This window comes from Roseateles chitinivorans (assembly GCF_050632145.1).
GTDB lineage: Bacteria > Pseudomonadota > Gammaproteobacteria > Burkholderiales > Burkholderiaceae_C > Roseateles > Roseateles chitinivorans_B.
Map to the genome: position 1 here is coordinate 733,648 of NZ_CP192577.1, position 20,312 is coordinate 753,959.

A 20,312-nucleotide genomic window follows, 5' to 3' on the forward strand; every position below is an offset into this window, starting at 1 on the left:
GGAGGACTGCAATCTCTGGCAGCCCTCTCTGCGACGGGAAAACTTTTCCCTTGCGAATCAATGACTTGACGAGTATCCGGGCAAGACCTGGCCCGGCTTGGCAAGACCTGGCACGGGCGTTGCAATGAAGAAGGCAAGAACAACACGGCGGCGCTGCAAGACAGCAACGCCGACCGACACCCGACAGGGAGGACAACATGGTCAACACGCAACTCTTCAAGACGACGCCCGGCAAGCTGCCGCCCGCCGCGGACGCGGTGAACCAGTCCGGCGCCCGGGCCTACGGCTACAAGACCCGGCACCGCCTGGCGCAACTGGCGGCGACCGGCTGCATGACGTCGACGTTCTACGCCGGCGCTCAATCCCAGCTGGAAGATGCGCTGGCCCTGGCTCAGGATGTCGACACCGCCTTCCTGGCCAAGACCGCGGTCTACGCCCGCCAGTCCGGCCACATGAAGGACATGCCGGCGCTGCTGGCCGCCGTGCTGGCGCAACGCGACATCGCGCTGCTGCAGCCCGTGTTCGGCCGCGTCATCGACAACGGCAAGATGCTGCGCAACTTCGTGCAGATCCTGCGATCGGATCAGACCGGCCGCAAGTCGCTGGGATCGCGTCCGAAGAAGCTGGTCCAGCAATGGCTGACGAACGCGAGCGAGCAGCGTCTGCTGCAGGCCGCCATCGGCACCGAGCCGACGCTGGCCGACGTGGTCCGCATGGTCCACCCGAAGCCGGCGGAAGCCTGGCGCGCGGCATGGTTCGCGTGGCTGATCGACCGCCCGTACGACGAAGCGGCCCTGCCGCCCGCGACGCTGGCCTACGAGCGCTTCAAGCGGGCGCTGCTGTCCGGCAAGACGGAAGGCGCGACGGCGGACGACCTGCCGCCGGTGCCCTTCCAGATGCTGACGGCGCTGCCGCTGAACGATTCGCACTGGGCGCGCATCGCGGCGCAGGGCTCGTGGCAGATGGTGCGTCAGAACCTGAACGCTTTCGCTCGCCATGGCGTGTTCGAGCGTCCGGGGATGACCGCGCAACTGGCCGCGCTGCTGCGTGATCCGAAAGCCGTGGCTTCGGCCCGCGTGCTGCCGTACCAGTTGATGACGGCGTTCAACGCGGCGTCTGACGTGCCGTCGCAGATCCGCGAGGCGCTGCAGGACGCGATGGAGGCCGCGCTGGTCAACGTGCCGGCGGTCGAGGGCCATGTCGTGGTCTGCCCGGACGTGTCGGGGTCGATGTCGTCGGCGGTGACCGGCGGGCGCGGCTCGGCGACCTCGGTGGTGCGATGCATCGACGTGGCCGCCCTGGTGGCCGCGGCGCTGGTCCGCAAGAACCCGGACTGCCGCGTGATGCCATTCGAATGCGACGTCGTGTCGGTGAAGCTGAATCCCCGCGATTCGGTGATGACCAACGCGGCGAAGCTGGCGGCGGTCGGCGGAGGTGGGACGTCGGTCAGCGCGCCGCTGCGCCAGCTCAACAAGGAGCAGGCGATGGTGGATCTGGTCGTGATCGTGTCCGACAACGAGTCGTGGATCGACGCACGCCGTCATGGCGCGACCGAGACCATGACACAGTGGGAGGCGATCAAGGCGCGGTGCCCGACGGCGAAGCTGGTGTGCATCGACATCCAGCCCGGCGCCTCGACGCAGGCGGTGGAGCGCCAGGACGTGATGAACGTCGGCGGCTTCTCGGATGCGGTGTTCCGCATGGTCGGCGATTTCGCCGCCGGTGCGACCGAGGCGGGTCACTGGGTCCGCGAGATCGAACGCGTGTCGATCGACCCGCAGTGAATGAACGCATGAAGTGAATGCTGTCGCGTGGCGAATGCCGACGAGGACTACATCTGAACCCGATGTCCTCGCAACCGTTAGTCGCCACGCGGGGGCTGTGAATGGACAACGAGAAAGAATCGACAGAGTGAAGGCTGTCGGCGGACCGGATGCGGTCCCCGCGGCGAGCGATGAATGCAGGTGGAACTACAGCACTCTTAATGCCCTGGTCGCGGGTTCGAATCCCGCCGGGGTCCTCCGGGACACCGTAGCTCAGTCTGGTAGAGCAGGAACACGTTTCACCATCCCTTGTCATCGCTCACCGCGGGGACTGGCCGAGGCCACAGCCCCTGTTTGAATGGAACGGATCATGAAGAACTACAACGAGATGGAAGTCGCCGGCGGCGTGCCGGTGAAGATGTGGACGCAGGGCGTGCCCGTCGAGGACGAGGCGCGCAAGCAGCTGATGAACGCGGCGAAGCTGCCGGTGGTGTTCAAGCACATCGCGGCGATGCCCGACGTGCACCTGGGCATCGGCGCGACGGTGGGGTCGGTGATCCCGACGCTGAAGGCGATCATCCCGGCCGCGGTCGGCGTCGACATCGGCTGCGGGATGATGGCCTGCAAGACCACGCTGCGCGCCGAGGACCTGCCGGACAACCTGGGTCCGCTGCGTTCGGCGATCGAGGCCGCCGTGCCGCACGGCCGCACGCCCAAGGGCCGCGACGTCGGCGCGTGGGAGAACCCGCCCGAGATGGTCGACGCGGCCTGGGCGGAGCTGCAGCCCGACTTCGCCGAGATCTGCCGCGACTACCCGAAGCTGAAGAACACCAACAACCACAAGCACCTGGGCACGCTCGGGACGGGCAACCACTTCATCGAGGTCTGCCTGGATGAAGTCGGCTTCGTGTGGTTCATGCTGCATTCGGGTTCGCGCGGCGTCGGGAACGCGATCGGCACCATGTTCATCGAGCTGGCGAAGAAGGACGCGATGCAGCACCAGGCCAACCTGCCGGATGCGAACCTCGCGTACTTCGAGGAAGGCGCGAAGTACTTCGGCGACTACGTCCGCGCGGTGGGCTGGGCGCAGAAGTTCGCGGAGACCAACCGCGAGGTGATGATGCGCCGCGTGATCGCTGCCGCGAAGAAGGTGATCGGGAAGAAGTTCGAGAGCCACATCGAGGCGGTCAACTGCCACCACAACTACGTGCAGAAGGAGACCCACTTCGGCCAGGACGTGTTCGTGACGCGCAAGGGCGCGGTGAGCGCGAAGCAGGGCCAGATGGGGATCATTCCCGGCAGCATGGGCGCGCGCAGCTACATCGTCCGCGGCAAGGGCAACCCGGAGAGCTTCGAGAGCTGCTCGCACGGGGCCGGCCGCACGATGAGCCGCACGGAAGCCAAGCGCCGCTTCACGCTGAAGGACCAGCGCGCCGCCACCGAAGGCGTCGAGTGCCGCAAGGACGCCGACGTCATCGACGAGATCCCGATGGCCTACAAGGACATCGACGCGGTCATGGCGGCCCAGCAGGACCTGGTGGAGGTGGTGCACACGCTCAAGCAGGTGGTGTGCGTGAAGGGGTGAGGAACCAGAGACCGGCCTGACGGCCGGCGACGAGCGGACGACGCGCGCGAACTTCGGTGGCGCGCGTCGTCCCGTCAGGGAGAAGAAGATGAACTGGAAGGATTGGTTCTCCGGCGACAGGCCGTCGGCGTCGACAGCGGAGGCCTGGTTGCCGATGCTGGACGCGCGCAGCGGTCACTCGCGGCAGGAAGCCGTGGAGGCGCTGGGCAAGCTGCGGGCGCCCGCGGGCCTGCCGGGTCTGCTGGCCCGCGTGAACGACTGGGTCCCGCAGGTGCGGCGGGCCGCCGGCATCGCCGTGCGGGGATTCCTCGCCGACGACCGCATCGACGCCTGGCCGGCGGCCTTGCCGGCACTGGCCGACGTGCTGCGCGGTCAGCGCGCCGACCACGGACCGTTGCTGGCGACGATCGCGACCTTCCTCGTCGCGCCGGGTCGGCTGGACCGTCTGGCCGACATGCGCGGCGCGCTGCCGCCTGTGGTCGGACGCTGGCTCGACACCGTCGAATGGCGCGCGGCGTCGCCGGCCGAACGGCCCGCGCTGCTGTCGAGCCGGCTGCGCGGCGCCGACATCGTCGCGGCACGGTGGGCCCTCGAACGCATCGAGGAACTGCCCGGCGGACCGGCGCGGTCGGCGCTCTGGCTCGCCGCCTGCGACAGCCCGACCGGTCCGGTCCGTGCCCACGCGTTGCGCCGCCTGTGCGACACGACGCCAGAACTCGGCGCCGCGACGGCGCAGCGGCTCGCGTTGGATCCGCGCGGCGGTGTGCGCGACGTCGCACTCGCGTTCCTGCGACGAAGCGGGGGAACGGACCCGGTCCGCGTCCTCGCCGAATCGCAGCTGCAGATGGTCGGCAACGTGCCGCACGGCGGTGCGCCGGCCTTCGCCTTCCTGGCGGCGGTCGACCCCGCGTCGACCACCGCCCGGGCCGAGCGACTGCTGTCGATGACCGGCGACGTCCAGCCGGCAGCGCCCCTGCGCGCCGTCGCGCTCGATCACCTGATCCGCGCGAGCGTCGACGCCCGGCAGCAGCATTGGCTGCGCCGCGCCCTGGGCGACACATCGCCGCGCGTTCAGCGCGTCGCGGCGGACGCCGTGGGACGAGGCGTCCCCGGGCTGTCGCCCGTCGAGCTGTGGCCGCTGGTGATGGCGCAGGGCAGCGCGGTCGCACTGCGCCGCGGGCTCAGGATGTCGCAATCCTGGGGTCTGTGGACGCAGTTCGGCGAGCTGCTCGACCTTGCCCGCCAGCCTTTGGCCGAGGGGGTGTCGATGCGCTGCTCCAGGCGTTCGACCGCTGGGAAGTGAGCACCCGGCGGGGCGTGTCGGCGCCCGGCGAGCCGCAAGCCGCGCGACTGCGCGACCAGTGGCGGGACTCGTCGCCCGTGTTGCCGCCGGCGCTGCGAGCCCGTCTGTCGTTCGCGCTGTCGACCTGCGGCCTGCTGACAGCGCGTTGAGCGTGCTTTGAAACCGCATTGAAACCGGACTGAGGCCGGATTCGAAGAAGATAAAACAGAAGACCGAGAGAGAAAGGCGCGGACCCGCGGCGCATCGCCGCGGGTCCCGCGAGAAGCAATGAAGATCAGGGAGAACATGGTTGAACTGGACGGCTCGCACGGCGAAGGCGGCGGACAGATCCTGCGCACGGCGCTCGCGCTGGCTATGTGCACCGGCACCCCGCTGCGCATCGAGCGCATCCGCGCGAAGCGCCCCAAGCCGGGTCTGATGCGTCAGCACCTGACCTGCGTGCTCGCCGCGCAGGAGGTCTGCGGCGCGACGGTGGTGGGCGCGGAGCTGGGCTCGCAGACGCTCGAGTTCCGGCCCGGCCAGGTGCATGCCGGCGACTACCGCTTCGCGGTCGGCACCGCGGGCAGCTGCACGCTGGTGCTGCAGACGGTGCTGCCGCCGCTGATGCTGGCCGACGGCCCCAGCCGCCTGCAGCTGTCCGGCGGGACACACAACCCGATGGCGCCGCCGTTCCACTTCCTGCAGCGCACCTTCGCGCCGCTGATCCGCCGTGCGGGGGCCAAACTGGACCTGACGCTGCGCCGTCACGGCTTCTACCCCGCCGGCGGCGGTGAGATCGACGCCGTCATCACACCGGCCGACGGGGGCTGCGCCCGTTCGACCTGCTCGAGCGCGGCGAGCCGCTGGACGCCTTCGCCGAGGTGCTGGCGCCCGCGCTGCCGCGCGGCGTCGCGGAACGCGAGCTCGAGGCCCTCCAACGCCTGACGGGCTGGGATCAGCATCAACTGCGCGTCGGCGCGGCGCGACAGAACGAAGGGCCTGGCAACGCGCTGATGACGACGCTGGTGCACGAACACTTGACCGAGGTCTTCATCGCCTTCGGCGAACGCGGCCTGTCGGCGGAAGAGGTCGCACAGACCGTCTTCAAGGAGTTGCGCGCGTATGAACTCTCCGCCGGCGCGGTCGGCCCGCACCTGGCGGACCAGCTGGCGCTGCCGCTCGCGCTGGCGGTCGCGGGTTCCGGTCGTCCGGCGGCCTATACCTGCACGGAACTGACCGAGCACAGCCGCACCAACTTCGGCGTCATCGAGCGATTCCTGGACGTGCGCTTCGACTCGCGGCTGGAGGTCTCGCGCGCCGGCAACGCCTGGCGCGTCGACGTCCTGCCGGCGACGTAACCACGATGAAACGCGGCGCCCGCGCGCCGCGTCACAATCCCGCACCGCGCGCCCACCCGGGCGCGTTCCCCATTCCAGAACGCGCAAGCCCACCATGAGCCACGCCCTTCCGCTGCAGCAGCACTTCCCGACCGTCAGCCCGCTCGCCTACGGCTGCATGGGCCTGGGCGGCCACTGGGACGACTCCCCGTTCACCGCCGCCCACGTCGACCATGCGCAGGCCGCCGCCGAGGCCGCGCTGGAGATCGGCGTGACGTTGTTCGACCACGCCGACATCTACACCCGCGGCAAGGCCGAGTCGGTGTTCGGCGAGCTGTTCCGCCGCCAGCCGTCGCTGCGCGATCGCATCGTGCTGCAGAGCAAGTGCGGCATCCGCTTCGCCGACGAGGAAGGCCCCGGTCGCTACGACTTGTCCGGCGGCTACATCGTCCAGGCCGTGGAGGCCAGCCTCAAGCGCCTGGGCACCGAGCGCCTGGACATCCTGCTGCTGCATCGCCCGGATCCGCTGATGCAGCCGGAGGAAATCGCCGAAGCCTTCCAGCGCCTGCGCGCGGCGGGCAAGGTGAGCCACTTCGGCGTGTCCAACATGAACGTCGGCCAGATGGCCTGGCTCGGCCGCGCGCTGGATCAGCCGCTGGTCGTGAACCAGCTGGAACTCGGGCTCGGCCATCTCGAGCCGCTGGATGCCGGCACCTGCTTCAACGACCGCCAGGCCGCGGCACGCCCCGGCGCGCTGGCCTGGACCGGCACGCTCGAACACTGCCAGCAGCACGGCATCCAGCTGCAGGCCTGGGCCGCGCTGGCCCGCGGCCGCTTCAGCGGCGAGACCGCCCAGGACCCGGCCGACGAAGCCGCCCGCGTGCTGGTCCAGAAGCTGGCGCAGGAACACGGCGTCAGCACCGAAGGCATCCTGCTGGCGTGGCTGATGAAGCATCCGGCACGCATCCAGCCGGTCATCGGCTCGGCCAACCCGGATCGCATCCGCGCCTGCGGTGATGCGCTGAAGGTTCAGCTCAGTCGCAACGAGTGGTACGCGTTGTATGTGGCAGCGCGTGGGGCGCCGTTGCCTTGACTGCGTAGTCCGGGCGTTGGCCGCGAGAGCGCAGGGCCCCGGCCGCAAGGGCCGAAACCCCGAGCCCTCCCGTCCCTGACCAGCACCGCCCTTCGACGGTTTTGCCACCGAGGACTTTGAGAGATCAGAACGCCGCGCTGAGCTCGGTCACGAGTGCAGCCGCGGCGATCTCACGCACCGCGGCGAAGTTCTGACCCGACCACAGCGGCGAGAAATCGCCGCTGCCCTGCGCTTCGGCCTTGGCACGCAACGGCGCGATGCTGGAGGTCGCCAACGGGAACTCCGGCGCCGCCTCGTTCAACGGACCGACCTCGCGCATGTAGCGGTTCACGATGCCCCGCGCCGGACGACCGGTGAAGAGATTCGTCACCGCCGTGTGGTGATTGGCCGGGTCGCGCAGCGCCGCCCGGTGCGGAGCGCTCGTCGTCGCTTCCTCGCACAGCAGGAAGGCCGTGCCCAGTTGCACCGCCGACGCGCCCAGCGCCAGCGCCGCGCGGATGCCACGCACATCGGCGATGCCTCCCGCCGCGATCACCGGCACCTTCACCGCGCGCACGATCTGCGGCAGCAGCGCCATCGTGCCGGGTTGCCGCGTCAGGTCGTCACTGAGGAAGTGGCCACGATGACCGCCGGCTTCCCAGCCTTGCGCGATGACACCGTCGGCGCCGTGCGCCTCCAGCCATCGGGCCTCGTCGACCGTGGTCGCGCTGCCCAGCACCAGGCTGCCCCAGCCTTTCACACGCGCGATCAGTTCTGCCGACGGCAAGCCGAAATGGAAACTCACCACCGGCGGCTTGAACGGCTCGACCAGGTCGGCGATCTCCGCGGTGAACGGCGCCCGTCCGGGGCCGGCCTTGATCTGCGTCGGATCGATGCCGAACTCGGCGTAGTACGGACCGAGGCGATCGCGCCAGCTGGCCTCGCGTGCGTCGTCCGGCGTCGGCGGGGTGTGGGCGAAGAAGTTGACGTTGAACGGCTTGTCGGTGCCGTCGCGCAAGGCCTGCAACTCCTTCTGGAGCACCTCGGGCGTCAGCATCGCCGCAGGCAGCGAACCCAGCCCGCCCGCGTTGCTCACCGCGAGCGCCAGCCGCGCGTCCTGCACGCCGGCCATCGGTGCCTGCACCAGCGGCAACCGGGTGCCGAGGAAGAACGGGGAGAAAGGCGCGCTGGAGGTGGGCATGGCGGCGGATCCTGGACTCGACAAGACGGGTCCTGATGATCGCGCAAGGCCGATGCCCCTACCGCGTCACGCCCCTCTCGCGGGGCGGACTACGGCCTCCGACCTGTCACTTGCAGGTGAAGCTCTTCGAGTTCACTTCCTTGACATTGCCCGCGCCGCAGGTGGCAGTGGCCTGCTCGCTCATCTTGCGGACGTCTTCCATGCGCTGCGTGTTGGCCTCGCTGGTGTTGGGGGCGATCACGCAACCGGTCGACAGGACGGCGGCGGCGCCGGCCAGCAGCAAGGCCATCGGACGGGCGGCGGGAATGGAACGGATGGTCATGGAACGGGTCCCTCGAAAGTTGATGTCGAGGCGCAGTCTAGGCAAGCGCGCCCGCGCCGGCGGCTCCTCCGACCAACCGACCGCCGGAACGGACGAACTGCAGGAGGCCGCGATGCACCGTCGATGCCCGCCCCGAGGGAACTGCCCGACGGCTCGACATCGCCAGGGGCGCTGTCCCAAGGATCAGGGGCCGGGCGCATGTCGCCCAGAAACCCCATTCACACGCGCTTGACGAAGCCCCGGTAGGCTTCGCCCCTCGTCCTGCGGTCCAGCGGGACGGTCCAGGAGTTGCCGTGACTGACCTTCACTCGATCCAGCGCCCTGCGACCGCAGTCCGTGCTGCGGTCGCGGTGGCGGTTCTGTGCGCGCTGCTGAGCGCCTGCGGCTCGGGCTCGTCCGGCCGCAAGCCGGAAATGACCGCTTACGAAACCACCCAGCACGACCGCTGCGTCGCGCTGCTGCGCCCGCTGCTGCACGGCCAGCCGGTGCGCTCGACGTCCGTCGAGCACGGCGCGCAGGGGCTGGACTACGTCTGGGTGAACGCCGAGGTCCACGACGACGACGACGACCTCGACCGCCGCCTGGCCAAGGGCACGAGTGTCGGCGGCCACTGCCAGTTCGAGGCCGGCGGCGCGGGCGTGCATCTGCATGTCTATGCGCTGGACGACGAGGCTTCGCCGATGCCGGCCTCAGGCTACCGCTTCGTGGCGGGCCCGCGCGACGTGCTCGTGAGCGCCGGCGCCCACTGACGGGTCGACGGCCGCCCGGCCGACAGGACGGTCCGGCGGTTCGGCGGATACTTCCGCATCCCCCGACTCACGGGAGCGCAATTGGCTGCCCCCTCCGCCCCTCCCGTCCCCCCGGATCCCCCGGTCGCAGCGATCCCCTGGATCGCGCCGATCCGCGCGTGCTGCCGCCGTTCCTGTCCGGCGGCGGCGCGATCGCGCCGCTGATCGCGGCCTTCGACTGGGGAGCGACCGCGCTCGGTCCCCTGGACCTGTGGCCCGACCACGTCCGCCACGCGACGGCCCTGATGCTGCGCGCGCGCACGCCGATCGTGATGCTCTGGGGCGAGCCCGGCGTGATGATCTACAACGACGCGTATGGGCTGTTCGCCGGCGCGCGGCATCCGCAGCTGCTCGGCAGCAACGTGCGCGAGGGCTGGCCCGAGGTCGCCGAATTCAACGACAACGTCATGCGCGTCGGCCTGGCCGGCGGCACGCTGCATTACCAGGACCAGGCACTCGTCCTGCACCGTCACGGCCGCGCCGAGGACGTCTGGATGAACCTCGACTACTCGCCGCTGCTGGACGACGAGGGGACACCCGCCGGCGTGATGGCCATCGTCGTCGAGACCACCGGCAAGGTGATGGCCGAGCGCCGCGTCCGCGGCGAGCGCGAGCGGCTGACGCAGCTCTTCGAGCAGGCGCCGAGCTTCATGGCCGTGCTGGCCGGCCCGGAGCACCGCTTCGAGAGCGTCAATCCGGCCTACCGGCGGCTGATCGGCGGCCGCGACGTGGTCGGCCGCACGGTCGCGGAGGCGCTGCCCGACGCGGCCGCGCAGGGCTATGTGGCGCTGCTGGACGAGGTCTACGCGACCGGGCGCGCCTACACGGCGCAGGCGGCGCCGTTCACCGCCGACACGCCCGACGGCTCGTCGGAGGAACACTTCCTGGACTTCGTCTACCAGCCGATCCGCGACGACCGGGGCGCGGTCACGCACCTGTTCGTCGAGGGTGTCGACGTGACGGCGCGGGTGCGCGGCGAGCAGCGCGGCGCGGCGCTCGCCGGGCTCAGCGAACGGCTGAGGGACGTCGGCGCTCCGGCCGACATCGGCTTCGCCTCCGCGCAGATGCTGGGGATGATGCTGGCCGCGACGCGGGCCGGCTACTGCACCGTCGACCACGAGGCGGAGACCGTGCGCATCGAACGCGACTGGCGGCTCGGCGGCCTGGACAGCCTGGCGGGGATGCGCCGCTTCCGCGACTACGGCAGCTTCGTGGAGCAGCTCAAGCGCGACGAGGTCGTCGAGATCGCCGATGTCCGCGAGGATCCGCGCACGCGCGACCATCGCGACTCCTTCGACAGGATGCGGGTGCGGTCGATCGTGAACGTGCCGGTGCTGGAACAGGGCCGCCTCGTGGCGCTGCTGTTCGTGCACGACGAGTCGCCGCGCGCCTGGAGCGTGGACGACGTGTCGCTGATCCGGGAGACGGCGCATCGCACGCGCGTCGCGGTCGAGCGCGCGCGCAACCAGGCCATCGCGCAGGACCGCGAGGAGCGGCTGCTGCGCTCGGACCGGCGCAAGGACGAGTTCCTCGCGACGCTGGCGCATGAGCTGCGCAATCCGCTGGCGCCGATCCGCAATGCCGTTCACCTGCTGGCCGCCGCCGACCGCGAGGACCGGTTCACCGGCATCCGCGAGCTGCTGGAGCGCCAGGTCAACCACATGGTGCGGCTGGTCGACGACCTGCTGGAGGTCTCGCGCATCAGCCGCGGACTGATCATGCTGCAGCATGCGCCGGTGAGCCTAGTCGCGGTCGTCGACGCGGCGGTGGAAAGCAGCCGTCCGTTGATCGACCGCGAGGGGCATCGCCTGACGCTGCGCTTCGACGGCGCGGCGCCCTGGGTCCAGGGCGACCTGGTGCGGCTCACGCAACTGCTCGTGAACCTGCTGAACAACGCGGCGCGCTACACCGACGCGGGCGGACGCATCGACGTGCACGTCACGCGCGAGTCGGGCGAGGCGGTGCTGACCGTGACGGACAACGGCATCGGCATCGCCGCCGGACAGCTGCCGCAGCTGTTCGAGCTGTTCTCGCAGCTGGACCGCTCGCACAGCCGGTCGCAGGGCGGGCTCGGCATCGGGCTGAGCCTGTCGCAGACGCTGGCGCGACTGCATGGGGGCCTGTTGAGCGCCACCAGCGACGGTCCGGGACTGGGCAGCAGCTTCCAGCTGCGGCTGCCGGAGATCCCCGCGCCGCACACGGGCGCGGAGACCGCCGCCCCGGCGCGGGAGGAGGCGCCGCTGGCCGCGCGGCTGCTGCTGGTCGACGACAACCGTGACGCCGCCGACACGACCGCGGAACTGCTGCGCCTGATGGGCGCGGAAGTGGCCGTCGCCTACGACGGCCCGTCGGCGCTGGGAGCGGTCCGCCAGCTGCGGCCCGATGCGGTCCTGCTGGACATCGGGATGCCCGGGATGGACGGCCACGAGGTGGCGCGCCGGCTGCGCGCGATGGGCGACGACATCGGCCATCCGCGCCTGATCGCGCTGACCGGCTGGGGGCAGGAACAGGACCGCGAGAAGACGCGGGAGGCGGGATTCGACGACCACATGGTCAAGCCCGTCGACGTCGACGAACTGCGGACCGCCCTGATGACCGGGCGGCGGCCGACGGCAAGCCGCCGGGAACGGCCGGACCGGGTCGGCCAACGGGACCGCCAGGACCACCACGGGCACAACGACGGGTACAACGACCGACACGACGACCGACACGACGGACCGGACTGACCATGCTGCTGCGCATCCATCACACCGCGATCATCTGCGCCGACTACGCGCGCTCGCGGCGCTTCTACACCGAGGTCCTGGGCCTGCGCGTGATCGCCGAGACCTACCGCGAGGCGCGGCGCTCGTACAAGCTGGACCTGGCGCTGCCGGACGGCTCGCAGATCGAGCTGTTCAGCTTCCCCGACGCGCCGCCTCGGCCCTCGTACCCGGAGGCCCAGGGGCTGCGCCACCTGGCCTTCGAGGTCGACGACGTCGAGTCGGGCAAGCGCGCGCTGGAGGCCCGGGGGATCGCCGTCGAGCCGGTGCGCGTCGACGACCTCACCGGCAAGCGCTTCACCTTCTTCGCCGATCCGGACGGGCTGCCGCTGGAGCTCTACGAGCGCTGAGGCCCCCTCACCCGGGCGGGGTTCCCCGGGCCGGAGCCACGCCCACCCTGCGGCATGATGCGCGCCTGGGAGGAATGGCCATGCCATCGACACACGCGGCCGCGAGGGAGTTCTCGACGGCCGGCACGCTCACGCGACGCGGATTCTGGCTGCGCCACGGCACGCTGGTGCCCCTCGCGCTGTGGATCGCGATCGCGGTCGCGGACACCCCGCTGGGATGGGCCGCCGCGCTGGTCGCGACCCTCCTGCTGATCTCGATCTGGGGCCGCCGACTGCACGACCGCGGACGCTCCGCCTGGTGGCTGCTGCTCGCGGCGCTGCCGGTGCTGGGCCCGCTGGCGCTGTGCATCGAATGCGGCCTGCGCCGCTCCGTCCCCGAGGGCCGCCGCTTCGATGCGCAGCAGCCCGCCGACTACCTCACCGTCGCCCCATGAGCATGTCCTCCCATCACATCGTCAACGACGTGACCGGCCTGAATCCGGTGCGCGTCATGGCCATCGTCGCGCCGGAATCGGTCGAGGAGGTCCAGGAGGCGCTGCGGCGCACCACGGGTCCCGTGTCCGTCGGCGGCGGGCGCTTCAGCATGGGCGGCCAGACGGCCAGCCCGGGCAGCCTGCACATCGACATGCGGGCGATGAACCGCGTGATCGCGTTCTCGCCGACGGCACGCACGATCCGCGTCCAGGCCGGCACGCGCTGGTGCGACATCCAGCGCTTCATCGACCCGCACGGACTGTCGGTGAAGATCATGCAGACCTACGCCAACTTCACCGTCGGCGGCGCACTGAGCGTCAACTGCCATGGCCGCTACGTCGGCCTCGGTCCGCTGGTGCTGTCGGTGCGCGCGATCCGCGTGGCGCTGCACGACGGCAGCGTCGTCGAGGCCACGCGCGAGTCCCATGCCGAGATCTTCCGCGGCGCCATCGGCGGCTACGGGGCGCTGGGCGTGATCGTCGAGGTCGAACTCGACCTCGACACCAACCAGAAGGTGGAGCGCCACGACGCGGTCATGGCGCTGGAGGACTACTGGACCTACTTCAAGGACCAGGTGCGCGGCAACCCGGCCGCGGTCTTCCACAACGCGGACCTCTACGGCCCCCACTACCGCACGCTGCGCGCGGTCACCTGGAAGGAGACCGACAAGCCGGCCACCGTCCCGGACCGGCTGCAGCCGCTGCGCGGGTCGTATCCGCTGCATCGCTACTTCCTGTGGTCGATGTCGGAGACCCCGTTCGGCAAGGAGCGCCGCGAGAAGCTGATCGATCCGCTGCTCTACCTGCGCGGCAAGGTGCACTGGCGCAACTACGAGGCCGGCTACGACGTGGCCGAGCTGGAGCCGCCGACCCGGATGCACCGCACCTACGTGCTGCAGGAGTACTTCGTGCCGGTGGAGCGGCTGACGGACTTCGTGCCGAAGATGGCGGAGATCCTGCGGCGCCATCGCGTGAACGCGCTCAACATCTCGATCCGCCATGCGATGCCGGATCCGGACACGCTGCTGGCCTGGGCGCCGACCGAGACCTTCGCCTTCGTCCTGTATCACAAGCAGCGCACCCGCGAGAACGCGCGACGCCGCGTCGCGGTATGGACACGCGAGCTGATCGACGCGGTGCTGTCGGTCGGCGGGGCCTACTACCTGCCCTACCAGCCGCACGCGACGCACGAGCAGTTCCACCGCGCCTATCCGGGCGCGCGCGAGCTCTTCGCGCTGAAGCGGCGGCTGGACCCGCGGCACCGCTTCACCAACGCGCTGTGGGACAAGTACTGTCCGGAGCCGGCCTGCGCCCCGGATGCCGCGCAGACCGGGGATGCCGCGGCAGAGGCCGTCGCGGCGACGCAGGCGGGCGTCGCCACCGTCACCGCCTCCTCCGTCCCTGCCGCCGCCGGCACGGAGTTCCACCGCGTGTTCGGCGACACGCGCCTGTCGGACGCCTTCTACCTGTTCCTCCAGAACGTCTTCCACACCGCGCCGGAGGATCGCTTCCATCATCTGATCGCCGACGCCGTCGCGCGCCATCGCGACGAGGAAAGCATCTACCGCGACATCCAGCGCCGCCTGCCGTCGATCAAGCCGGCCGCGGCGGAGCTGCGCTACGCGCTCCCCGCGCTGTTCAAGCAGAAGGCGGAGATGACGCGGCAGACGCTGACCGTGCTGGCCGAGCGCGAGTTCGACGGCTATCTGGAGATCGGCTCCAAGGCGCGTTATCACGGCGGACTGGCGAAGGCGCTGCGGCTGCGCGGCGAGCTGGTGTTCGTCGAGGAGAAGCCGCAAGGCAACTCGCCGGTCGACATCGTCGAGCGCGGTCGGATCGCGCGGCCCGGCCGGCACTTCACGCTGGACGACTACGCGCCGCTGCCCGACGCCATCGCCTCCGGCAGCATCGGCCTGGTGACCTGCTACATCGGGCTGCATCACATGACGCCGGAGACGCTGGGCCCCTTCCTGCGTTCGGTCCATCGCGTGATGCGCCCCGGCGGCGCCTTCATCGTGCGGGACCACGACGTGCGTGATCCCGAGCTCGGTGCGCTGGTGTCGCTGGCGCACACGGTCTTCAACGCCGGACTCGGCGAGACCTGGGAGAGCAACGTCGCGGAGCGGCGCCACTTCGCCTCGGGACAGGACTGGGTCGATCGCCTGCGCGACGCCGGCTTCGAGGACAGCGGCCATCGCGTGCTGCAGGCCAACGATCCGACGATGAACACGCTGTTCTGCTTCATCAAGCCGGCGGAGGTCGCATGAACGGACGCTCCCCATCACGGTCGCAGGGTTGGATCGCCAGGGCTCGGACCCTCGCATCGATGCTGGCCATCGGGGTCACGGTGGCCTTCGGTGGCGCCGGCGTCGTCGGCGCCGCTGAGCCTGAGACGCCGGTCGAGGATCGCCGCACGCCCGACCAGACCTTCCTCACCTTCCCCGAGTGGTACCTGGTGCACAGCCCGGCGGAGTACGCCGCATGGCTGGGCCACGGCGACGCGCCGAGCCGCTTCCCGCTGTTCTCGCACATCGGGCAGTTCTGGCAGTCGTACGGCGCGATCAACCGCGAGATCGAGCGCTACCCGTTCAACGGCGGCTACCACCTGATGGTGATGGTCATCGGCGTCAGCACGACGGTGGAGTACGCGCTCAAGGGCGTCTACGAACGCACGGTCGGTCGCGTCGCCGAGGGCCTGCGCGGCACGGACGGGCCGGTGGACGAGGAGCGTTTCGCGGCGCGGTACGCGCAGGACTACGTCGACTTCATCCGCGTCGACCCCTGGTACAAGTTCGACTTCGCGTCCCGGTTGAAAGCCCTGTGGCGCGACGTGCCGATGACCGGTCCGGGCATGGCGCGCAAGTGGGAGCGCCGCTACCTGCTGACGACGGAACTGCTCGTCAAGGAAGGCTACGCGCGGCTGATCAAGCTGGGCACCCAGACGATCTACGACGCGCCGAAACCGGTCACCGCCGTGTGGCTGAGCCGGGCACCGGACGATGCGTCCGAGCGCGCCGCGCATCCGGACTTCATCGTCCCGCCGACGGCGCCGCCGTCGTCCTCATCGACGCGAGGCCCGGTCTTCGCGACGATTCCCCGCTACGAGGGGTTCACGAGCTACAGCCGCTGGCTCGCGCGACAGGACGTGGACTTCCTCAGCGTCGCCGGCAACACCGGCGAGATCGTGGTCAGCGAGCTGGTCCCGCAGGCCTGGCAGCCGACCGGGGCGCGGTTGCTGTTCGAGCAACCGATCCTCACGCGGCCGGGCACCAAACGCGCGGTCATCGCGCTGCCGATCGCGCGTCTGGGCGACGAGCTCAGGCGCGCCGAACGGGCCGGCGATCACATCGAGCACATCTACGACTTCTGACGCCTGAGGCCCTGAACGACGAAGCGCGCCGGCATCACGCGGGCGCGCTTCGTTGAACGACGCCCCGCGATCGGGACGTCCTCCGTCGTCCGGCGATCAGTTCAGACGGTAGTTCAGGCGCAGCCAGGTGATCGTGCCCTCGGGGCGGTTGCGCACCGAGAACTCCTTCATCACCTTGAAGTCGACGCCCCACTCGCCGCTCTCCGCCAGGTAGGCGATCAGCGGACCGGCGGACAGCGCCTGGACCTTGTTGGCGCCGGCATCGCCGCCGCGATCGGCGGTGAACTGCTTGAGCACGTAGCCCTGCACGCCGACCTTCCACTGGTCGTTGACGTTGTAGGTGCCGGACCAGTCCGCATGCAGGTACTGGCCGGAACGCACGCCGGTGTCGTCGTTGCGCGTGTTGATCGAGTACGTGGCGCGCAGGCCGACGGCGAAGCCGTTCTCCCACACCCGCGACGCCACCAGCAGCGGCTTGAAGGTCCAGTACTTGCCGGCGCCCGGATTCACCGCGCGGCTCGCGTCGTACGAGCCCATCGGGGGATTGAACGCGACGCCGACGGCGACGCGCGACTCGTCCTGCTGCCAGTCGACGTAGGCGGCGAGTTCCGGATCGGCCATGCCGCTGCGCTGGCCCGACAGCGCGCGGCCGGTGGCGGCCAGCTGCTGGTTGATCTGCGTCACGGCGGCGGACGGCAGGCCGGCGGGCAGCACCGTGCTCAGCGTGAAGTCGTTGGTCTGCTTGACCAGCGGGAACGCGGCGGAGAAGCCCAGCCGGCCGTCCATCACGATCTTGTCGGTCACCCAGGTGATGCGCGGCACGAAGACGTCGGCCTTGATCGAGCCGTTGACCGTCAGCGGCAGCGTGCCGACGCCGGGCAGGGTCAGCGAGCGCGTCGGCGTGTTGCCGTCGGCATCGCGCAGCTTGTCGGCCTCGTAGTGCTGGTACCAGGTCTGCAGATAGACGCCGGGGAACTGCGGCGTCGAGATCTCATAGGACGGCGCGCCGAGCAGCGCGCGCACCTGGCTGTTCTCGGTGGCGTGCGCGGTGCCGGCGACGGCGACCAGCGTGAGGAAGGCGGCGGTGAGCGCGGACGGGCGCGCGCGGAGAAGGTCGATGGACACGGGGATCCCTCCGGGGAGTTCTGGATTTTCGAATCGGAGCGCATCGTGCCAGCGGAAGGGGCCGGGGCTTGTGCCATTCGTCACATCGCGCCTCGGATTAGAGGCACGGCCCCAGTTTGCGGGGCTGACGCGCCACACCTCGCCGCGCTTTAATCCGCTCCGCAACGCGCCACGCGATCGCCGTCACCATCGGCCCGAACTCGCGACGCCACGAGCCACGCCACTTTTTCGCCACCGCGTCCGGTCGGCCCGCGGCTCAATCCCACAACACGACGCGTCACTGCGAGGAGACTTCCCCATGCAACGTTCCACCTTCACCCGCTCCGTCCGGAATGCCCTGTTCATCGGCCTCGCCGCGATGTCCTCGTTCGCCTTCGCGGCGGAGGTGGAAGTCGAGGGCTTCAAGTTCCAGGACACGGCGCTGCTGCACAACCAGACGCTGCAGCTGAACGGCGCGGCGACATCGAGCATCCTGTCGACGCGCTCGACCGCGGTGGCCTTCTACCTGCCGAAGAAGCAGACGACGATGGAAGCCGCCGTCGCCGAGAAGGGCGCGAAGCGCATCACCTTCTACATGATGCGCGACGTGTCCTCGCGCGACCTGGCCAACGCGATGCTGGACCGCATCCGCCAGAACGCGGCCGACGAGTTCGCGAAGAACATCATCCAGACCGCGCAGCTGGGCGTCGTCTTCGGCAACCGCGCGAAGCTGCTCAAGGGCGACCTGGTCACGATCGACTACGACCCCGCGAAGCAGACGACCGAGTTCAGCGTCAACGGCGCGAAGGTCGGCGACACCATCCAGGGCGAGAGCTTCTTCCCGATGATGATGAAGGTCTGGATCGGCCCCAAGGTGCGCGGCAGCACGCGCGACGGGCTGCTGGGCCTCGCACCGGCGAAGTGATCGCCGGACGCTGATCGAAGGCCGCCGATCGCGCAGCGCGCGCCGGGAAGGCGCGCGTGCGGGACCGCCCGGCCGCTCAGCGTTCGACCGACGCGGCGTACAGCATCAGGCCGCGCTTGAGCAGCAGCGGCTCGACGCGCGCGAAGCCGGCCTCGGCCAGCGCGACGCGCTGCTCCTCGATGCTCATGTAGAGCTGGTCGTTCTTCATGCCGCCGTCGCCCGCGAAATGGTCGCAGACCAGGTAGCGGCCGCCCGGCGCGAGCAGTCCCCGCACCTGCTCATGCAGCGCGCGCGTGTGGCGCTTGTGGCGCAGCTCATGCACGGCCTGGTTGGTCACGACGTGATCGAACGGGCCCAGGCCCTCGACCCAGTCCGGCTCGCGGAAACTCCGCTCGACGAAACGCACGCGACGCGCGGCGGCGCCGATGCGCTCAGCAGCGAGCTGGTGCATGGCCGGCGAGAAGTCGAGCGCCACGTAGTCGATGGCCGGCAAGGCCTCGAGCAGGTACTGCGCGAGGAAGCCCGGTCCCGATCCCAGCTCCAGCACGCGATGCGCATGACCGGCCTCGAGCGCCTCGGCGAACGCCGCGAAGAACTCCGTCCGCCAGGGCCGTTTGACCATCGCCTCGTCAGCCCATTGGCGGGCGTCGGACATCTCGCGGAGGTCGATCGGGCTGGGAACGTCGAGCAGGGACATGGCGCTTTCGCAGTCGTTGGAAGAAGCCGCCGACTTTAGCGTTTCCCCCCAACGCAGCCCCTTCAGTAGTCCAGCTTCGGATACCAATTCGACCCGCGCCCGCCCGGGGTCAGGTCGAGTACGTTCCACAGCGGCGCGATCTCCGGCGCGCCGTGCGCGTCCTGGCCGGGGTCCTCGGTGCCGCCGCTTTCGGCGCTCCAGAAGTGGAAGACCTTGTCGCCGCGTCGTACCCAGACAGTCAGCGCGGGGTACTCGAAGCCCTGGTCGTCGACCAGCTTGAAGGTCGTCGTGAACTGATCGCCGACGAGCTGGAAGAAGCGCAGGTGACGCCAGCCCCGCTCGCGCGCGAAGGCGAGCTGGCGGGAGACCGGCGAACGCCCCAGCACCGCGACGGCCACGCGCTGCTCGAGGTCGCGCAGCGGGATGTCCAGCGAACCCAGGAAGGACGTGCACATCGGGCACGGACGCTCGCGCTGCGGGCCGTACATCCAGAAGTAGGTGACGAGCGTGTCGTGCGGGCCGAAGAGATCGGCGAGGCCGACTTCCTTGCCGTTTTCGTCGAGGAAGCGGTACGGCTCGGCCTCGCCGCCGAGCGGCAGCGCGCGACGCTGTTCCGCGACGCGCCAGAGGTGACGGCGGAGCTCCACCTCCTCGGCGAGCAGCGCCTCGCGCGCGGCGCGGTACTCGGGGCTGTCGCCCGGATAGGGCTTCGCGTTGGCCTGGGCGAGGGATTTGGCGTCCTTCAACGCGGGCGTGGCGGACGATGCCTGCGGGGAGGCGGGGGACGACGACGCCATGACGGGACTCCCATGCCGACGGAGATCGGCGGAACAGGAGGTCAGTCTGGGACGCGCGGCGTCGCGCGCCTGTAGGCGTCGAGGCGTTCGACACGTAGGACGCCGCGAGGCGCCCGGCGATCAGTGTCCGGCGCTCAGTGTCCGGCGCTCAGCGGCCCAGCTGCTTCAGCGCCGCCTGCAGGCCGGTGACGCCGCCGACGCGCTGGTCGTTGATGAAGACCTGCGGCATCTGGCGCACGGACGGGCCGCACTTCTCGTAGAAGGCCAGGCGCTCGGCCTCGTCGTCGATCAGGATCTCCTGATAGTCCATCCCGCGGGACTTGAGCAGACTCTTCGCCGTGTCGCATTGCGGGCAGGCGGACTTCGAATAGACGACGATCTTCAGTTCCATGGGCAGGAGTGTATTCGGGGCCCTCCGGGCATGCCGACCCGGGGTCTCCCTGAGCCTCGGGGGATCGGGGCCGACCTCCCCGGCGCTTAAGCT

General features: G+C 70.1%; 18 protein-coding genes and 1 pseudogene. 13 read left to right on the plus strand and 6 right to left on the minus strand.

Features of this window, described 5'->3' with window-relative positions; genetic code table 11:
- Positions 1 to 197 precede the first annotated feature (197 nt).
- The 6 genes and pseudogenes from ACQ86G_RS03325 to ACQ86G_RS03350 all read left to right on the plus strand — a co-directional run bounded on the left by ACQ86G_RS03325 (position 198) and on the right by ACQ86G_RS03350 (position 7,060).
- Positions 198 to 1,784, plus strand: coding sequence for a vWA domain-containing protein (locus ACQ86G_RS03325; RefSeq protein WP_431259313.1), 1,587 nt, complete (start codon positions 198 to 200; stop codon positions 1,782 to 1,784).
- A 349-nt stretch (positions 1,785 to 2,133) separates the two neighbouring features.
- Complete coding sequence (locus ACQ86G_RS03330) at positions 2,134 to 3,348, plus strand: RtcB family protein (protein ID WP_431259314.1); 1,215 nt, start codon at positions 2,134 to 2,136, stop codon at positions 3,346 to 3,348.
- Between the two features lie 88 nt (positions 3,349 to 3,436).
- Positions 3,437 to 4,651, plus strand: coding sequence for a hypothetical protein (locus tag ACQ86G_RS03335; RefSeq protein WP_431259315.1), 1,215 nt, complete (start codon positions 3,437 to 3,439; stop codon positions 4,649 to 4,651).
- Complete coding sequence (locus ACQ86G_RS03340; RefSeq protein ID WP_431259316.1) at positions 4,648 to 4,800, plus strand: hypothetical protein; 153 nt, start codon at positions 4,648 to 4,650, stop codon at positions 4,798 to 4,800. Before ACQ86G_RS03335 ends, ACQ86G_RS03340 begins: the two co-directional genes overlap by 4 nt.
- Positions 4,801 to 4,936: 136 nt before the next feature.
- A pseudogene (gene rtcA / locus ACQ86G_RS03345) lies at positions 4,937 to 5,988 on the plus strand (RNA 3'-terminal phosphate cyclase).
- 94 nt (positions 5,989 to 6,082) lie between these two features.
- Entirely contained in the window at positions 6,083 to 7,060 is a 978-nt protein-coding gene (locus ACQ86G_RS03350) for an aldo/keto reductase (protein ID WP_431259317.1), read from the plus strand.
- 124 nt (positions 7,061 to 7,184) lie between these two features.
- Here the strand turns inward: ACQ86G_RS03350 and ACQ86G_RS03355 are convergent, their stop codons facing one another.
- On the minus strand, positions 7,185 to 8,240 hold the full coding sequence (locus ACQ86G_RS03355) for an NAD(P)H-dependent flavin oxidoreductase (protein WP_431259318.1): 1,056 nt from the start codon (positions 8,238 to 8,240) through the stop codon (positions 7,185 to 7,187).
- Positions 8,241 to 8,346: 106 nt separating this feature from the next.
- The gene (locus ACQ86G_RS03360; RefSeq protein ID WP_431259319.1) at positions 8,347 to 8,562 is read right to left on the minus strand and encodes a hypothetical protein; all 216 of its coding nucleotides are present in this window, start codon (positions 8,560 to 8,562) and stop codon (positions 8,347 to 8,349) included.
- A 293-nt stretch (positions 8,563 to 8,855) separates the two neighbouring features.
- Between ACQ86G_RS03360 and ACQ86G_RS03365 the strand changes: the two genes are divergently transcribed.
- The 6 genes from ACQ86G_RS03365 (at position 8,856) to ACQ86G_RS03390 (ending at position 16,305) form a co-directional block, all read left to right on the plus strand.
- Entirely contained in the window at positions 8,856 to 9,311 is a 456-nt protein-coding gene (locus ACQ86G_RS03365; protein ID WP_431259320.1) for a hypothetical protein, read from the plus strand.
- A gap of 158 nt (positions 9,312 to 9,469) precedes the next feature.
- Positions 9,470 to 12,076: an ATP-binding protein gene (locus tag ACQ86G_RS03370; protein WP_431259321.1), complete on the plus strand. Its 2,607-nt coding sequence runs from the start codon at positions 9,470 to 9,472 to the stop codon at positions 12,074 to 12,076.
- Between the two features lie 2 nt (positions 12,077 to 12,078).
- Complete coding sequence (gene gloA2 / locus ACQ86G_RS03375; RefSeq protein ID WP_431259322.1) at positions 12,079 to 12,462, plus strand: SMU1112c/YaeR family gloxylase I-like metalloprotein; 384 nt, start codon at positions 12,079 to 12,081, stop codon at positions 12,460 to 12,462.
- A gap of 80 nt (positions 12,463 to 12,542) precedes the next feature.
- The gene (locus tag ACQ86G_RS03380; RefSeq protein WP_431259323.1) at positions 12,543 to 12,896 is read left to right on the plus strand and encodes a DUF805 domain-containing protein; all 354 of its coding nucleotides are present in this window, start codon (positions 12,543 to 12,545) and stop codon (positions 12,894 to 12,896) included.
- The gene (locus tag ACQ86G_RS03385) at positions 12,893 to 15,202 is read left to right on the plus strand and encodes an FAD-binding protein (protein WP_431259324.1); all 2,310 of its coding nucleotides are present in this window, start codon (positions 12,893 to 12,895) and stop codon (positions 15,200 to 15,202) included. The genes ACQ86G_RS03380 and ACQ86G_RS03385 overlap by 4 nt, the downstream gene beginning before the upstream one ends.
- 59 nt (positions 15,203 to 15,261) lie before the next feature.
- Positions 15,262 to 16,305 carry a hypothetical protein gene (locus ACQ86G_RS03390; RefSeq protein ID WP_431259325.1) on the plus strand — a complete coding sequence of 348 codons (1,044 nt, stop codon included), beginning with the start codon at positions 15,262 to 15,264 and terminating at the stop codon, positions 16,303 to 16,305.
- A 96-nt stretch (positions 16,306 to 16,401) separates the two neighbouring features.
- On the opposite strand, the gene ACQ86G_RS03395 is transcribed toward ACQ86G_RS03390, so the two are convergent.
- Positions 16,402 to 17,430 carry a SphA family protein gene (locus ACQ86G_RS03395; protein WP_431259326.1) on the minus strand — a complete coding sequence of 343 codons (1,029 nt, stop codon included), beginning with the start codon at positions 17,428 to 17,430 and terminating at the stop codon, positions 16,402 to 16,404.
- 298 nt (positions 17,431 to 17,728) lie between these two features.
- On the opposite strand from ACQ86G_RS03395, the gene ACQ86G_RS03400 reads away from it, so the two are divergent.
- A complete protein-coding gene (locus ACQ86G_RS03400; protein WP_431259327.1) occupies positions 17,729 to 18,334 on the plus strand; it encodes a chalcone isomerase family protein in 606 nt (201 codons plus the stop codon).
- A gap of 76 nt (positions 18,335 to 18,410) precedes the next feature.
- Here ACQ86G_RS03400 and ACQ86G_RS03405 read toward each other — a convergent pair whose 3' ends face one another.
- From ACQ86G_RS03405 to ACQ86G_RS03415, 3 genes are all read right to left on the minus strand, one after another.
- Positions 18,411 to 19,031, minus strand: a complete 621-nt coding sequence (locus ACQ86G_RS03405) for a class I SAM-dependent methyltransferase (RefSeq protein ID WP_431259328.1) — start codon at positions 19,029 to 19,031, stop codon at positions 18,411 to 18,413.
- 62 nt (positions 19,032 to 19,093) lie between these two features.
- Entirely contained in the window at positions 19,094 to 19,828 is a 735-nt protein-coding gene (locus ACQ86G_RS03410; protein ID WP_431259329.1) for a DUF899 family protein, read from the minus strand.
- A gap of 148 nt (positions 19,829 to 19,976) precedes the next feature.
- On the minus strand, positions 19,977 to 20,219 hold the full coding sequence (locus ACQ86G_RS03415; RefSeq protein WP_088404873.1) for a glutaredoxin domain-containing protein: 243 nt from the start codon (positions 20,217 to 20,219) through the stop codon (positions 19,977 to 19,979).
- Positions 20,220 to 20,312 lie beyond the last annotated feature (93 nt).

What these genes read in the sequence shown, in the direction of transcription:
- ACQ86G_RS03360 (WP_431259319.1), bottom strand. Translation starts at nt 8,562, where the DNA reads ATGACCATCCGTTCCATTCCCGCCGCCCGTCCGATGGCCTTGCTGCTG.
- ACQ86G_RS03350 (WP_431259317.1), top strand. Translation starts at nt 6,083, where the DNA reads ATGAGCCACGCCCTTCCGCTGCAGCAGCACTTCCCGACCGTCAGCCCG.
- ACQ86G_RS03405 (WP_431259328.1), bottom strand. Translation starts at nt 19,031, where the DNA reads ATGTCCCTGCTCGACGTTCCCAGCCCGATCGACCTCCGCGAGATGTCC.
- ACQ86G_RS03355 (WP_431259318.1), bottom strand. Translation starts at nt 8,240, where the DNA reads ATGCCCACCTCCAGCGCGCCTTTCTCCCCGTTCTTCCTCGGCACCCGG.
- ACQ86G_RS03330 (WP_431259314.1), top strand. Translation starts at nt 2,134, where the DNA reads ATGAAGAACTACAACGAGATGGAAGTCGCCGGCGGCGTGCCGGTGAAG.
- ACQ86G_RS03380 (WP_431259323.1), top strand. Translation starts at nt 12,543, where the DNA reads ATGCCATCGACACACGCGGCCGCGAGGGAGTTCTCGACGGCCGGCACG.
- ACQ86G_RS03400 (WP_431259327.1), top strand. Translation starts at nt 17,729, where the DNA reads ATGCAACGTTCCACCTTCACCCGCTCCGTCCGGAATGCCCTGTTCATC.
- ACQ86G_RS03415 (WP_088404873.1), bottom strand. Translation starts at nt 20,219, where the DNA reads ATGGAACTGAAGATCGTCGTCTATTCGAAGTCCGCCTGCCCGCAATGC.
- ACQ86G_RS03325 (WP_431259313.1), top strand. Translation starts at nt 198, where the DNA reads ATGGTCAACACGCAACTCTTCAAGACGACGCCCGGCAAGCTGCCGCCC.
- ACQ86G_RS03385 (WP_431259324.1), top strand. Translation starts at nt 12,893, where the DNA reads ATGAGCATGTCCTCCCATCACATCGTCAACGACGTGACCGGCCTGAAT.
- ACQ86G_RS03410 (WP_431259329.1), bottom strand. Translation starts at nt 19,828, where the DNA reads ATGGCGTCGTCGTCCCCCGCCTCCCCGCAGGCATCGTCCGCCACGCCC.
- gloA2 (WP_431259322.1), top strand. Translation starts at nt 12,079, where the DNA reads ATGCTGCTGCGCATCCATCACACCGCGATCATCTGCGCCGACTACGCG.
- ACQ86G_RS03390 (WP_431259325.1), top strand. Translation starts at nt 15,262, where the DNA reads ATGCTGGCCATCGGGGTCACGGTGGCCTTCGGTGGCGCCGGCGTCGTC.
- ACQ86G_RS03335 (WP_431259315.1), top strand. Translation starts at nt 3,437, where the DNA reads ATGAACTGGAAGGATTGGTTCTCCGGCGACAGGCCGTCGGCGTCGACA.